The sequence below is a fragment of the Phascolarctobacterium succinatutens CAG:287 genome, assembly GCF_000434895.1.
GTDB classification, from domain to species: Bacteria; Bacillota; Negativicutes; order Acidaminococcales; family Acidaminococcaceae; genus Phascolarctobacterium_A; species Phascolarctobacterium_A succinatutens_A.
In genome coordinates this window covers 90041-104789 of the sequence record NZ_FR892795.1, presented here as the reverse complement: position 1 = coordinate 104789, position 14749 = coordinate 90041, and the positions used below count along the sequence as shown (strand labels likewise).

Genomic DNA, 14749 nt, shown 5'->3' with positions numbered 1-14749 from the left:
ATATGCCTGGAGAATATGTAGACGTAAAAAAATTTAAAAAGGTTGTGCTTTTATATAACCGTAATTCCGGTAAGCAGCTTTTTGCCAGCATGATGGCTAAGGTGAATGAAACCTATAAGCTGGTGAAGGAATTAGTAGGACCTAAAAATGCAGAAATGCGAGATATCCGCTTCTTTGACCAGATACCGCAGATTGCTGCGGAAATAGTTGAGGAAAAGGTTGACTGGGTGATAATTGCCGGCGGTGACGGAACCATCAGGGCTATGATTGAACAGCTGGCTAATCGCAAGTATGTGCCTTATATCAGCGTTTTTCCTGCCGGTACGGTAAATCTGGTGGCTAAGGAGCTGCTGCTTAAGGCGGACCCGCATAAGTGGTTTAAACGAGTATCCAAAGGTATAGAGGTGCCTGTTTATCTGGGACGCGCCAACGGCAACGTCTTTTTGACGGTTGCCGGTATAGGCTTTGATTCCCTTGTTGTAGACAAGGTGACCGAAAAGGAGAAAAAGCTGCTCAACAAGCTTGCTTATGTTTGGCAGGGAACAGAGATTATGCGTAAGGAGCTGCTGTTCAACAACTGGCGCTATCGTTTTCAGGTGCGCTTTGATGATGAAGAACAGTGGTATGATGCAACCTCTGTTATTGTAGGCAAGAGCCGCTATTATGCAGGACGTTATAACCTCTTTAACGGTGCGTCGCTGTCATCGTCTCTTTTACATGCGGCGCTGTTTACCGGGGATAAGCGCGGCGATTTTATCCGTTATGCGGCTTGTATTGCTATGGAGGCGCTGACGTTAGATAATGATATTATTATCCGTACCGCGAAGAAGATGGAAATACGCTGCAATGAAGAGAATTTTGCAGCAGAGCTTGACGGAGATGCTGTAACAACGGCTCCGCTTTTAATTGAGATGGAGTCCGAGCCGATTAAGTTTTTGGCGTAAGCAAGGAAATGGTGTAAGGTGAATAGGATAAGCAGAAAAATGGGCTGGCTGATTTTTATTATCGCGGCCTGCATAGTAGAAGGATTTTTTGCCTGGCAAAGCTTCGGCGGAACGCACCCCTTTCCGCTGAATGAGTTTGGCTTTCAGATTTTTGATCATGTATTGCGTGACAGCGTTTTGGCAGAGATAGCATATGTACTGTATTACCGGCGTAAGCGTGTGCCGGACAGATTGCAGCGCTATTTTCCCGTTATTGTTATCGGTATTCTTTATCTGGGCGAAGCCTTTTTTATGGTAAACCAGCTTAGTCTTGATAAAGGTTTGCAGACAAGCCTTTCCGTGCTGGCCGGTATTAACAATAACATTTTTATTGTGCTGCTCATGGCAATGTGCTACCATAAATGGCCCAACATCGGGATGAAAATCCTTTATTTTGCCGTTTATGTATTTTCTGCTCTGGCAGTGGTTTTTGACGGCTTCTATTTTTGGCAGACCTCCATGCATGTGGAGAGCGTTCTCTTCCAAAACCTGAATATCTATGCTGTTAAAGGTATTTTTGCGACGATGAGCAATACGATGATTGCCGGTATTGTTATCAGCATAGTTGTTATTTTACTGCTGTTTTATGTACCGAAGCCGCAAAAGCGTAAGCCGAACTTTGCCTGGTCGCTGCTTTGCGTGGCCATGTTCACCTTGGGCTTGAACCTTACCGACAGATTGCTTGGCTATGCCGGCATGTACGGCGTGGAAAATGTTATCGGTATGTACGCCGAGGTAGAGAACGAAAAGACGCGTATGAACTACCGCAATATGCTTTCCGTACCGGTTAACGTGAACTTCGTCAGCAAGGCAATTTTTGATACGGATAAAATTGCCGGCGGCAAGCATGTGGAGCAGCGCGAGCTGACTGCCAAGGATAAAACGCGTCTGACGGAAATGGGCATTGATGAGCCTAAAGCAAAAATAGCCAAAATCAAACCGCAGTATGACCGTGTTGTGCTGCTGATTCTGGAATCCATGCACCGCGATTACATCAACTACTATAACAACGATATTCCCGAAGAGGCTACACCGTTCTTAAACAGTCTGGTTATCCGTTATCCGCATATGAACAGGTATTATTCCTCTGCCGTGCCGACAACGCAGGGGCTGAATGCTACCTTCCGTTCGCATCTGATTATGGATAAGGATATTCCCGGCAAAAATACTCCCTCGCTGTTCCGCAGTGTGCAGGCAGCGGGAATGCGCGGTATTTTCATGAATGCTTCCAGCCAGTATTATGCCAACGAGCTGCGCGAATATCCGACGCAGTTCGGCATGAACGAATATTATGCCAAGGAATACCTGGAAAAGCAAGGTTATACAGGTGCCAGCGGCTGGGGCTTCCATAATGACGTAATGTATGAGGAAACACTGAAGCTGTTGGAAAAAGCTAAGGCGAAGAATGACCGTCTGGTGATGGTTACCAAAACGCTGGATATGCATCAGCCTTATCCTTATACCGGCTTCAGCTGGAACGAAATGCCGGATAAGGTGCGCAGCAATACCTTTATAACGGTGCGCGGCGTCTATTGGGTTGATAAAACGCTGGAGCATTTCTTTAAGGAAGCGCAGAAGCGCGGACTGATGGATGACAGAACGCTGTTCATCATTACGAGTGACCATAATCCGCACAGCGGCGGCGAGTATACGAAGCTTGTTACCAAGGCTGAGGATAAACAGAGCATTGCACCTATTCCGCTGATTTTTGTATCGAAGAACCTGGCACCGCTCAACAATCTGCGCACCAATGAATATGCTTCGCAGATTGATCTGGCGCCGACGCTGTTGTATCTGCTGGGCATTGATGTGCCGGAAAAATTCATGGGTCGCAATCTTCTGCAGCCTACGGATATTCCCTATGCCTTAGGCTACTTTGGCGGTAAGGCGTTCTACTGGTCGGATGAGCGTCATTTGGTCGATCAGATGGATAAGCCTGTACCGGACACAGAATATGAGGATGCTTTAACAAACTATATTATTCATTATTATGGCTTGTGGCACCAATAAAGTTATTAAAAAATACCGTTCCGCAGAAATGTGGGACGGTATTTGTACTTTTGCTATATAAACTTAGCTAAAGAAAACAAGTATTATGTATACAATTGATAATACACTTTTCAAAAGCAGTTCTATCACATATAATATTAATGCAAAAAAATAATTTTATGGAGGGAATGAAGATGTTTCTGATAATAGGTGCACTCGTTGTTATCGGTGTAATTTATCTTTTGTTGAAACGACATGAATCCAGAATGGTATTGATTGCCGCTGGTATTCTGATGTGTTGCATTGCCGGCAAGCCGATGGCTTCTCTTGATGCTTTTGCCAAGAGTATGACTAATGCCGGTCTGATTACTTCTGTTTGCTCCTGCATGGGCTTTGCCTGGTGCATGAAGTATACGGGCTGCGACAAGCATTTGGTTGTTGCTATTGGTAAGGTTTTGAAAAAAATGGGCTTTTTGCTTATTCCCGGCGCTACGCTGGCAACCTTCGTCGTTAATATTGCTATCCCCAGTGCTGCAGGCTGCAGTGCTGCGGTAGGCGTAATTTTTATTCCGATTATGATGTCTGCAGGCATTCATCCGGCAATGGCCGCAGCTGCCGTTAAATCCGGTACCTACGGCAGTATGCTGAACCCCGGTCTGGTACATAACGCCGTTATCGCTAAGCTGGCAGGCGTGCAGATTACCGATGTAATTGCCAATCATATGCTGGCAACCGTAGCCGGTGTAATCGTTGCTGCAGCTGTATTGACCGTTCTGGCTGTTGTTTTGAAGGAAAACAGGGGCTTTGCGCCGGAAGGCGAAGCCGGTGTTGACGAGAACTTCGGCATTAATCCGCTTTTCGCTGTCATGCCGCTGGTTCCGGTTATCATTCTGCTGCTTGGCAGCACCAAGCTGGTGCCTGTACTGAAGATGGGCGTACCTCACGCTATGGTTATCGGTGCAATCCTGTCCTTGGCAGTAACCCGTAAAAATCCTGTTGAGCTGACTAAGAGCTTCTTTGACGGCATGGGCGATGCTTATGCCAACATCATCGGTATCATCATTTCCGTTGGCGTTTTCGTAGCAGGCCTGAATGCTTTGGGACTGATTAAGGCGCTGATTAACTGGATGCTGAATTCTACCGGTATTGTTAAAATTGCTGCTACCTTTGGTCCGTTTGTGCTGGCACTTATTTCCGGCTCCGGTGACGCTGCAACCGTTGCGTTCAACGAAGCAGTTACTCCGCATGCGGCACAGTTTGGTCTGGAAACCATGAACATGGGCTCTATTGCAGCTTTGGGCGGTACTCTCGGCCGTACTATTTCCCCGATTGCCGGCGCTACTATTATCTGCGCAGGCATTGCCGGTGTAGACCCGATGGAGGTTTGCAAGCGTAATGCTTTGGGTATTACCCTGGCGCTGGTAGTGGGAATGATACTGCTGCTGTTCTAAAATCTGATGTTTTTAAAGTATAAAATGGATGCGGAACTATTGCTTCGCATCCATTTTTATTGCGACGACTTGCCTCTATGCGGTATAATAATGCATGGAGGGAATTATGGAGATTAATACTTTTCTTGATAAATTACAAAGCTATCACAGCGAGCAGGTTTTTAATCCCTGGCGTGATTTTGATACAAGCTGTGATATAGGTCCTCAGGCTCCCGTTATCCGTAGTGCCAATCTGCGCCGTTATCTGGAGCTGCGTCCTGATGCGCATTATTTGTTTATTGCCGAGGCCTTAGGCTATCAGGGCGGTCATTTCAGCGGTATTGCTATTACTTCGGAGCGTATTCTGCTGGGGCATCATCCTGATGTAGAGCCGAAAAGCGTGCTGGGCGAATGGGATTACCGCCGCACGAGTGATGCAGGCAGCGCAATGCTGAATAATACACAGCGCCTGAAGGGCTTTAACGAGCCCACGGATACTGTTGTCTGGAACGCGCTGAACAGTCATGGACTTGCGTCCTTTGATGTTATTCTTTGGAATATTTTCCCGTTTCATCCGTATAAAGCAGGCAATCTGTTGACTAACCGTACGCCCTCACCGAGCGAGCTTGATGTAGGCATTGAGTACGCGCGGATGCTGCTGGAGCTGCGTTCGGGGATGAAAATTGTTGCCATCGGTCAGAAGGCGGCGACAACGCTGTCACGTTACGGTGTTGAATGTATGTCTGTGCCGCATCCTTCTATGGGCGGGGCCAACCGCTTTAGAGAGGCAGTAGCGCAGCTGTTAGGCGGTGAGATGTAATGGGATTGGAAGCTGTTCCCTTAAGCCGTGAGCAGACACTGCATATTGCTCTCGGCATGGGCAAGGCACTTTTGAAAAACGGTGCGGAAACCTCCAGGGTGGAGGACACTATTTCCCGCTTCTGTCATACGCACGGCTATCATGATATTCATGTTTTTGTTACGCCGACGGTTATTATTTTAGGCGATGAGGAAAGCGAGGGTGCGACGATTATCAGCCGTATCCGTTATCGCAGCACCAATTTGAGCGTCATCAGCGCGGTGAACGATTTTTCCTATAACCTGAAACGCTGGCCTATGAATTACGAAGAAACGCTGGCGTATCTGGAAGAGCTGCGTCATAAGGCACCGCCCTATGGCGAATGGCGTGTCTGCATGGCGTCGGCAATCAGCTCGGCAGCCTTTGCGGCAATGCTTGGCGGCAACAGCCATGACTTTATCGCGGCCTTTATTACCGGAGGATTATCCATGGTGCTGTTAAAGCAGTTGGGTGGTTATCGCCCCAGCGCCTTTTGGGAGAATGCGCTTTCCGGTGCGGCAATCGGCGCTTTGGCTATTTTTTGCTGTGAGATGGACGGCGAATGCACGCGTACCAACATCATCGTAGGTGCGCTGATGCCGTTCCTGCCGGGTGTAGCCTTTACCAACGGTCTGCGCGATTATATGGCCGGTGATTTGATTTCCGGTAATTCGCGTATTGCCGAGGCGATGCTTTTCGCTACATCCATTGCGATTGGTCTGGCATTTAGCCTGCTTGTATGGTATCACTGGGGGTGGAAGCTGTGGGCATAAATTATTTTACAGCCTTTGGCTTTGCATTCATTGCTACTGCTGCCTTCGGTATTCTGTTTCAGGCACCGCGTAAAAGTCTGCCTATCAGCGGCTTTATCGGTGCGGTAGGCTGGGTAGTTTATTGCTATATCCGCAAGGATTTAGCGTATGATTCTTTTTATGCCATGTTTTTTGCCACGGTTGCGCTTTCGCTTTTGAGCGAGCTGGCGGCGCGTGTCTTCAAACAGCCGGTAACGATTTTTGTTATTCCGGGTATTATCCCGATTGTGCCGGGACTCGGCATGTATCGCGGTATGGCGGCAATTATAGAAAATAATTACGAAACGGGTATGAACATCCTTATAACCACCGGCATGGATGCAAGTGCTATTGCCTTGGGGATGATGCTTATGACAAGCGTATTCCGCGTAATTAAGATAAGCAAGGATCATAAACGCTTGCTGCAGCTGTTGCATAAGGAAAATAAGCAATAAAGTTATTTATAGTGAGTGAGGGAATGAAAATATGGGTTTAGCAGAGCTGTTGCTGTTGGCGGTTGGCTTGGCGATGGATGCCTTTGCTGTTTCCGTTTGCGGCAGTATGGTGCTGACACCGGATAACAGACTACGCGGAGCTTTGCGCTTCGGCAGCTGGTTCGGAGCATTTCAGTTTTTGATGCCGGTGATAGGCTATTTCGGCGCTGTATCGTTTCGTGATTATATTACGGAATATGACCATTGGCTTGCCTTTTTCTTATTGCTTTATCTGGGAATCAACATGATTCGTGAAGCAAACGAAGCCTGCCATGTCAAAAAAGATTATAGCGTGAAGGAGATGGCGGGGCTGGCGATTGCCACCAGTATTGACGCTTTGGCAGTAGGTATTAGTCTGGCTTTTTTGAATACAGATATCTGGTCCGCTTCCATACTGATTGGCGTGGTGACCTTTGCTATCGCAGCCTTTGGCGGTCTGGCTGGCTTTAAGCTGGGAGCTATGGCCGGCAAGAGAGCTGATGTTGCCGGCGGCTTGGTGCTGATTTTTATCGGTGTCAAAATTTTGCTGGAACATACAGGAATAATTTAAGGAATAAAAGTTTAGCGGATTTGCTACCCCTTTAGGCACGCTGAGCTTAATTTATATCATAGAAAGGAAGATACACATGACGCAAGTAAATAAGGAGCGTATGCTCGCAGAATTTAAGGAAATTGTTGCTCTGCCTTGTCATAGCCTGCAGGAGCGTCCGGTATTCGAACTGCTCAAAGGCAAATTGGAGGCTCTCGGCTTTACGGTGGAAGAGGATGACGCCGGTGAAAAGCTGGGTGGCAACTGTGGTAATATGTGGGCATTTTTGCCTGCCAGCGCAGGAGTTGAAGGTGCGGTACGCGTGCTGCTTTCTGCACATATGGACGGTGTTGAACCTTGCGGCGGCACTACCGTTATCCAAAAGGACGGCGTTTTATACAGCGACGGCACTACTATTCTCGGCGGTGACGATAAATCCGGCGTTGAGGGTATTTTAGAGGGTATTCGCCTGCTGCTGGAGGAAGGCGCTCCGCATGGTGATATCCAGATACTCTTTACAGTTTGCGAGGAGGGCGGCGTTAACGGCTCCCGTTGCCTCGACCGCTCCAAGCTGCGTTCCGACGTTGGCTATGCACTGGATGGTGAAGGCGCTCCGGGCGAGATTGTTGTCGGCGCTCCCGGCCAGAAGAAATATAAAATCGACATTATCGGCAGAACCGCGCATGGCGGACTGGAGCCGGAAAAGGGCATCAACTCTATTATGATTGCTGCTAAGGCTCTTGCCGATGTTAAACGCTACGGCCGTATTGATGAGGAAACTACCTGCAATATCGGCATTATCGGCGGCGGTAAGGCAACCAATATTGTGCCCGACCTGGTAACCATTGAAGGCGATGCGCGCAGCCGTAACAAGGAAAAGCTGGAGGCTATCTGCAAGGAAATCGTAGAAACCATTGCAACCAGTGCTGAAAAATACGGTGCTAAGGCAGAAGTCTTTGTGGATAATAAGTATGATTCCTTTGCTGTTGCCGAGGACAGCGATGTTGTAACGCTGGCAAAGGATGCCTGCGCAATGCATGGCTTTACTCCGGATATTACGGTAACCGGCGGCGGCAGTGATGCCAACTTCCTGAATGCTTACGGTCTGCCTAGCGTAATTTTGGGCACTGGCATGGCTCATGTGCATACTGTTGACGAATACATTAAGGAAGAGGATTTGTATAATACCGCGTTGATTGTACATGGTATTTTGAAGGCTGCGGTAAAATAAAAAGCTATTATTTTGGCGGAGGTTTATTCTGATGGATATGGAAACTGATGAACAACAAAAAGCTCGCATGGAATTGTATAATGCCTTGCTAGAAGGCTTAAGTGATATTGAAGCAGGAAGGGTAATTCCTGCCGAAGAAGCTATAAAAATGTTTATGGAAAAATATCCTGAACTAAATATATAGGAATGATAAACCACTAAACATAGAAAATTTTATAATGCTGTCTTGAGGTCTGTATACTTATGCGTATGCAGACCTTTTTTTGTCCTAACTTTGAAGCAGATAGAAGAGAAAATTCTTTTTATATGTACATATGGTTGACGGGGGGGACAACGTAGTATAATGAGCGCAAGGACTAAAAATTTTCAGCTCGTAGCGAAAGTTTATGAAAGGGTGTGGACTTTATGAGTAACGAAGCTCATGAGATAAAAGTAATCATGGATTGCCTTAAGGCACTTGAAAAAAATACTATTGGTGGCTTACCGGAAAAAATACAGGGTGATATTACGACTCATGCATTTATTGCTGCAGGAAGTTCTTTTATACCTGTCCCTGGTGCAAGTGCGGCAGCTAATGTTGCTAATATTTGGGCAATGTATGCGAGAATTAATTCTGACATAGGAATAACATTTTCTAAAAATATTTTAAAAACTGTTGCGTCTGGAGTAGTAGCCAACTTGGGAGGATATGTAGTTTTGCTAGGTGCTGGCGAGCTTTTAAAATTTATACCTGTATTTGGCTCTTTTGTTGGTGCTGCTATTGAAAGTGGGATTGCATATGCTATTACAATAGTATCAGCTTATGTGTATATAAAGGCTATTACTTTAATGGCTAGAAAAAGAATAGATTTTAATAATGAGGAAAAATTACAACATGAAGTTGATGAAATTTTACGTAATGATAAAGAAGAAATAAAGGCTATGCTTAAAGAAGCGAAAAATTCTTATAAACCTCAAAAATAATATTACTAATGAAATAAAAACAGCAGCCTTGGCATACGCAAGCGTATACTGAGGCTGCTGAATTTTTATTCTTCTGCTGCTGTTGCCAGCTGTACCTTCAGCTCTACGCCGAAGATCTTTTTGAACCATGACAGATGCTCCTGAATCTGATGCATTTCGATACTGGGAATACCTTGAGCATAGAGCTTTAAGGTAGCAGTCTTTTTGTTGATGCCAGGTTCAATAACGTGAATCTGGGAGGTTTCCGTATAATCTAGGCTTTCGGCTAATGCCAGCAGCAGTGCCAGCTTGTTGATGGTTTTCCAGTTGGCGTCGCTAAGCAGTTCCTTGTAGAAACGGTCCTTGAAATAGTTTTTGGAAACACCGTTGTGCCAGCCGGCGATAGCTGCCGTGATAACCTGCTCTTTGTGCGTCAGTCCGAAGAGCTTGGCATTTAAAATCATATAGGCACTGTGACGTGCGTGACTGTAGAAATTGATGGTGATGCCGATGTCATGCAGCAGTGCAGCGGTTTCCAGCAGACGGCGATAATTTTTGCGTAAGCCGTGCAGCTTACTCCAGCCGTCAAACATTGATAACACCAAATGGGTGATGTGTCTGGAATGCTGCTGGTCGGGTTCATATAGGTTTAACACATTTTCCCTGCTCATTTTAAGGATATCCTTCGCTATAATGGGCACGTGATTTTCTTTGGAATAATAATCGAAGAACAGGCCTTCGCGCAGGCCGCAGCCGGAGGTGATGAGCTTTTTGGCACCGGTGGCCTCCAAAAGGCAGCTGATAATGCTGCTGCCGGCCAGAATGATATCACTGCGCTCGCTGCTGAGACCGGAAATCTTTTTGCGCTGCTCCAGATTTGTGTTGCGCAGTCTGTTGAAAAAGCTGCGATAGGTTTGCGCTGTATAGGAATAATTATGGATTTTAGTCGCCGGGTATTTCTTTTCGCGCTGGATGATTTTGGCTACGGTACGCGCTGTACCGCCAACGCCGATGAGAGGCAGCCCGTTCTGCTTGAGCCAGGGGTACTTTTCCAGACGGCTCATGATAAAGAAGCTGACATCACTGAAAACATTGGCGGGCATGACGTTACGGGTGTTGAACATGGAGGTGGTATTGACCGCGCCGATGGGCAGGGACACGCTTTCCAAAATTTTACGGTTCTTGAACAGAATCAGCTCGGTACTGCCGCCGCCTAAATCGAAAATGATGCCGTCCTTGACGTTGAGGGTGTTGATAACGCCAAGGTAGCTGATGTAGGCTTCGGTATTGCCGGAGATGATGTGCAGCTGGATGCCTGTTTCTTCGGCAACGCGCGCAACAAGCTCGGCGCCGTTGGCAGCGTTACGGATGGCTGCGGTGGCAACGGCAATGGTCTTGTCAGCCTGATAAATTTTGCACATATAGGCAAAGCTTTTCATGGTTTCGATGGTGCTGCTGAAGGCTACTTCTGTAAGCATGTTTTTTTCGTCGACCTTCTGACTCAGGCGCAGTGCTTCTTTTTGGTTATAGACCATATTATAAGCACCATTCTTATAAATATGGCTGATAACAAGCCGGGCCGAGTTGGAGCCGATGTCGATAATTGCGATTCGTTGCATTTTTCTTTTCTCCTTGTGGGGTGTTCCTCTAAACTCCGATTATTCTATTTTAACGATATATTTATTATATTACCCATAAGCGGAAAAAATCCTGCGTAAAAAAGTAAAATTCGTGTTAATTTGTTAAATTAATGTATAATCTCGATTTCTTCGCAGGATTTTTGTTAAGAAAAACGAATTATATCAATAATATACTGTTTTGGAGGCTTAGCTAATGAAGCGTAAAAATTATACAACCTTTGCTGCGATTCATCTAGGCTCGGAGATGCTCAGTATGCAGATTACCGAATATCATAATACCGAAAGGTACAAGGTTGTCGAATGCTGCAATCGACGCATCCGTTTGGGTGAGGCAACTTTTAAAAATAAAATAATTCCTTTTCCGCTTGTTTCCGAAATCTGCGAAATTCTGATAGGTTTCAAGCGCCTGATGAAAGAATACGGGGTAGAGGAATATGTTATGCAGGCGACCACTGCCGTGCGTGAGGCCAGCAATCAGGTTTTTCTGCTGGATCAGATTTATAACAAGACGGGCCTTGTTGTCGATGTTGTTGATATGCCGCGAGAAATTTACACCAAGTTTGTGGCTATCCGCAATACGCTGAAGGCAGAAAAAATTTCTACAGAGCGTGAAGGCATGCTGATGATGGATATTTCCTCCGGCGGTTTGGGTGTAACGCTGGTGCGTGATGAAAAAATCTGCTATCAGGGAAATTTCCACATCGGTATTATCCGTATTAAGGAAAGCTTTGAGCGCAACCGTCGCGAAAGCATGCATTTCAATAAGGCGCTGACGGAATTTCTCAGCAGTACAATCGGACCGGTAAGAAACGAGCTGGGTGACAGCAAGGTGCGATATCTGGTGCTGTCCGGTACAGAGACCGAGCTTTTACTGCGCATGCTGGGTCTGGATGAAAAGCAACTGGTGCATCGCATCAAGGCGGCGGATTTCCATGCCTTTTTCGACAGCATGCGTCAGATGAGCTTGCCGCAGCTGATTCAGGTATATAAGCTGCCGGAAAATGTTGCGGAGCTTGTGCTGCCTACGGTGCTGCTTTATGAACAGCTGCTGCATCTGATTCCCGCCAAGGAAATTATTATTACGTCAGACCGCTTTATCGACGGCATTCAGCTGCTGCATATCGGCAATAAAACGAATCCTGTAATGCGTAAGGAGCTGGAGCAGGAGCTTATCAGCCTTTTCCATACTATCGGCAGCCGTTATCTGTATGACAAGAAGCATGCCCAGCAGGTGGAGCGTCTGTCGCTGATTATTTTCGACAAGATTTCCAAGGCTTACGGCATGGGCGAGCATGAGCGCCTGCTTTTGCGTGCAACCTGCATTTTGCATGATATAGGCAAATACATCTGCATGCGCAGTCACTCTATCTATACCTATCAGCTGATTATGTCTACGGATATTATCGGCTTGAGCGAGAAGGATAAGAAAATCGTAGCGCTGGCGTCGTATTATCATGCCAACAGGTTGTTTGACAAGACCAATACGCGTGCTCCGCAGGTGGAAAAGGAGCTGGTGCCGGTTGTAGCCAAGCTGGCTGCTATTGTGCGTCTGGCCGATGCCTTAGACCGCAGTTATATGCAAAAAATCCACAGATGCACTGTAACGCTGAAGGATAATAAGCTGAAGGTTCTGGCAGCAAGTAAAGAGGATTTAACGTTGGAAATCTGGACATTTGATGATAAATCAACTTTCTTTGAGGAAGTTTTTGGTATTGAACCGATTTTGGAACGGGTGAATAAGTGATGGGAAAATTAGATTTGACAAAGCCTGAGTATTTTTATAACCGCGAGCTGAGCTGGCTGAAATTTAATCTGCGCGTGCTGAAGGAAGCGATGGTTAAGGAAACACCGCTCCTGGAGCGTTTGAAGTTTATTGCCATTTCGGCCTCTAACTTAGATGAATTCTTTATGGTGCGCGTAGCCAGTTTGTGGAGCAATTTTGACAGCGGCGTAGAAAAGCGCGATGCCTCCGGCATGTCGGTGCATGAGCAGCTGGTGGCTATTTCGCAGGCAGCGCATGAGCAGGTGCGCACTCAGACAAAATCGCTGATCGCGCTGATGGCGGAAATGGATGCGGTGAAGCTGCATTTCCGCCGCGTTAAGGATTTGAGCGAGCTGGGCAAGGACTGGTTGGAGGAATATTACCGTGAGGTTGTTTTCCCGGTATTGACGCCGATGGCGGTAGATGCTTCGCGTCCCTTCCCGTTTTTGGCCAATAAAACACTGAATCTTGCTGTTGAACTGATTAAGGTCGACGGCGAGCACAGCATGGGCTTGATTCAGGTGCCGAGCGTGCTGGACCGCATTGTGGAGGTTGAGCCTGAGGGCAAGCGTACCTTCGTATTTTTGGAGGATATTATCGCCAGCCATTGCCACGATTTGTTCAAGGGCTGCCATATTCTGGATATGGTGTCCTTCAGAGTAACGCGTGACAGTGACCTTGACTTGGAAGAGGATGACAGCGTTGACCTGATGAAGGAGGTTGAGGAATCACTGCGTAAGCGTAAGCGCGGCGCTGCTGTACGTCTGGAAATCTTCAAAACGAATAATAATCGTATCAAAAAGTTCCTGGAGGAAAATCTGGATGTTACGGAGATGGAGGTCTATGAAATCAACGGACCTCTGGACCCGACCTGCTTCTTTAAATTTATCGGTATGAAGGGCATGTGGCCGTGGCTGTATGAGCCCTTTGTGCCACAGCGTCCGCTGGAGCTGCCGGATGACAGCGATTTGTTCGCCGCTATCCGTGAAAATGATATTTTGCTGCATCACCCATATGAAAGCTTTGACCCGGTAGTTAAGCTGGTGAGCGATGCTGCCGATGATCCGCAGGTGCTGGCGATTAAACAGACGCTGTATCGTGTGAGCGGCAACAGCCCGATTGTTGCTGCGCTGGCGCGTGCTGCGGAAAATGGCAAGCAGGTAACGGTTCTGGTAGAGCTGAAGGCACGTTTCGACGAGGAAAATAATATCCTCTGGGCGCGCCGTCTGGAAAAAGCAGGCTGCCATGTTATCTACGGTTTGGTAGGCTTAAAGACACATGCCAAAATTATTCTGATTGTGCGCAAGGAGGATAACGGCATCAGGCGTTATCTGCATCTGGGTACAGGCAACTATAACGACAGCACCGCAAAATTATACACCGACCTTGGCCTGATGACGGCGAACGATGAGTTCGGCAGCGATGCTTCGGCTTTCTTCAATCTGCTCAGCGGCTACAGCGAGCCACCGGTTTGGAATAAGCTGGTTATGGCACCGCTGGGACTGCGCGAGAAAATCTATGCGCTGATTGATAATGAAATTGCCATGGTGCGTGCCGGCCGTGAGGGACATATCATCGCCAAGATGAACTCGCTGATTGACCAGCCCGTAATCCAGAAGCTGTACGAGGCTTCTGCCGCAGGCGTACATATTGACCTGATTGTGCGCGGTATCTGCGGCCTGCGCACGGGCATCGAGGGCATCAGCGACAATATCACGGTTCGCAGCATTGTCGGCCGTCAACTGGAGCACAGCCGTATCTTCTGGTTTGCCAACGGCGGCGAGGAGCAGCTGTATCTGTCCAGTGCCGACTGGATGCCGCGTAACCTTAACGACCGCGTAGAGCTGTTCTTCCCGGTAGAAACAGAGGAGCATATCCATCGCATCAAGGCGCTGCTGGATTTGTATCTGCGCGATAACGTGGGCGCGCATATGATGCAGTCCAACGGTACCTATCGCCGTGTACGCAACAAGCTGGAGCCTGTAAGCGCACAAAGCACCTTGTACGAGATGGCACAGCTGGCGGTGACTGCCGATAAGCTGCCGATGGAAAAACGTCTGCAGCCTGTATTCAGCCGCAGATAATAGTGCCGCATTATATTTATCAAGGATTACAGGCTA

General features: G+C 47.3%; 13 protein-coding genes. 12 read left to right on the top strand and 1 reads right to left on the bottom strand.

Going from position 1 to position 14749, the window contains the following annotated elements; translation table 11 throughout:
• The first annotated feature begins 2 nt into the window (after positions 1–2).
• The 10 genes from BN587_RS06590 to BN587_RS06545 all read left to right on the top strand — a co-directional run bounded on the left by BN587_RS06590 (position 3) and on the right by BN587_RS06545 (position 9248).
• Positions 3–944 carry a diacylglycerol/lipid kinase family protein gene (locus BN587_RS06590; protein ID WP_021720351.1) on the top strand — a complete coding sequence of 314 codons (942 nt, stop codon included), beginning with the start codon at positions 3–5 and terminating at the stop codon, positions 942–944.
• 39 nt (positions 945–983) lie between these two features.
• Positions 984–2993, top strand: coding sequence for an LTA synthase family protein (locus BN587_RS06585; RefSeq protein WP_021720350.1), 2010 nt, complete (start codon positions 984–986; stop codon positions 2991–2993).
• 173 nt (positions 2994–3166) lie between these two features.
• On the top strand, positions 3167–4423 hold the full coding sequence (dcuC, locus tag BN587_RS06580; protein ID WP_021720349.1) for a C4-dicarboxylate transporter DcuC: 1257 nt from the start codon (positions 3167–3169) through the stop codon (positions 4421–4423).
• A gap of 106 nt (positions 4424–4529) precedes the next feature.
• Positions 4530–5222, top strand: coding sequence for a uracil-DNA glycosylase (locus BN587_RS06575; RefSeq protein WP_021720348.1), 693 nt, complete (start codon positions 4530–4532; stop codon positions 5220–5222).
• Complete coding sequence (locus BN587_RS06570; RefSeq protein ID WP_021720347.1) at positions 5222–6013, top strand: threonine/serine exporter family protein; 792 nt, start codon at positions 5222–5224, stop codon at positions 6011–6013. The genes BN587_RS06575 and BN587_RS06570 overlap by 1 nt, the downstream gene beginning before the upstream one ends.
• Positions 6004–6486: a threonine/serine exporter family protein gene (locus BN587_RS06565; RefSeq protein ID WP_049897194.1), complete on the top strand. Its 483-nt coding sequence runs from the start codon at positions 6004–6006 to the stop codon at positions 6484–6486. Before BN587_RS06570 ends, BN587_RS06565 begins: the two co-directional genes overlap by 10 nt.
• A gap of 31 nt (positions 6487–6517) precedes the next feature.
• On the top strand, positions 6518–7075 hold the full coding sequence (locus BN587_RS06560; RefSeq protein ID WP_021720345.1) for a manganese efflux pump MntP: 558 nt from the start codon (positions 6518–6520) through the stop codon (positions 7073–7075).
• 76 nt (positions 7076–7151) lie between these two features.
• Entirely contained in the window at positions 7152–8285 is a 1134-nt protein-coding gene (locus BN587_RS06555) for a M20/M25/M40 family metallo-hydrolase (protein WP_021720344.1), read from the top strand.
• 31 nt (positions 8286–8316) lie between these two features.
• Positions 8317–8469, top strand: a complete 153-nt coding sequence (locus tag BN587_RS11915; protein ID WP_021720343.1) for a hypothetical protein — start codon at positions 8317–8319, stop codon at positions 8467–8469.
• Between the two features lie 221 nt (positions 8470–8690).
• Positions 8691–9248, top strand: coding sequence for a hypothetical protein (locus tag BN587_RS06545; protein WP_021720342.1), 558 nt, complete (start codon positions 8691–8693; stop codon positions 9246–9248).
• A 65-nt stretch (positions 9249–9313) separates the two neighbouring features.
• Here the strand turns inward: BN587_RS06545 and BN587_RS06540 are convergent, their stop codons facing one another.
• Positions 9314–10846 carry a Ppx/GppA phosphatase family protein gene (locus tag BN587_RS06540; protein ID WP_021720341.1) on the bottom strand — a complete coding sequence of 511 codons (1533 nt, stop codon included), beginning with the start codon at positions 10844–10846 and terminating at the stop codon, positions 9314–9316.
• A gap of 214 nt (positions 10847–11060) precedes the next feature.
• Here BN587_RS06540 and BN587_RS06535 point away from each other — a divergent pair, with 214 nt between their 5' ends.
• Both BN587_RS06535 and BN587_RS06530 read left to right on the top strand, forming a co-directional pair.
• Complete coding sequence (locus BN587_RS06535; RefSeq protein WP_021720340.1) at positions 11061–12611, top strand: Ppx/GppA phosphatase family protein; 1551 nt, start codon at positions 11061–11063, stop codon at positions 12609–12611.
• Complete coding sequence (locus tag BN587_RS06530; protein ID WP_021720339.1) at positions 12611–14713, top strand: RNA degradosome polyphosphate kinase; 2103 nt, start codon at positions 12611–12613, stop codon at positions 14711–14713. Before BN587_RS06535 ends, BN587_RS06530 begins: the two co-directional genes overlap by 1 nt.
• Positions 14714–14749: the final 36 nt, after the last annotated feature.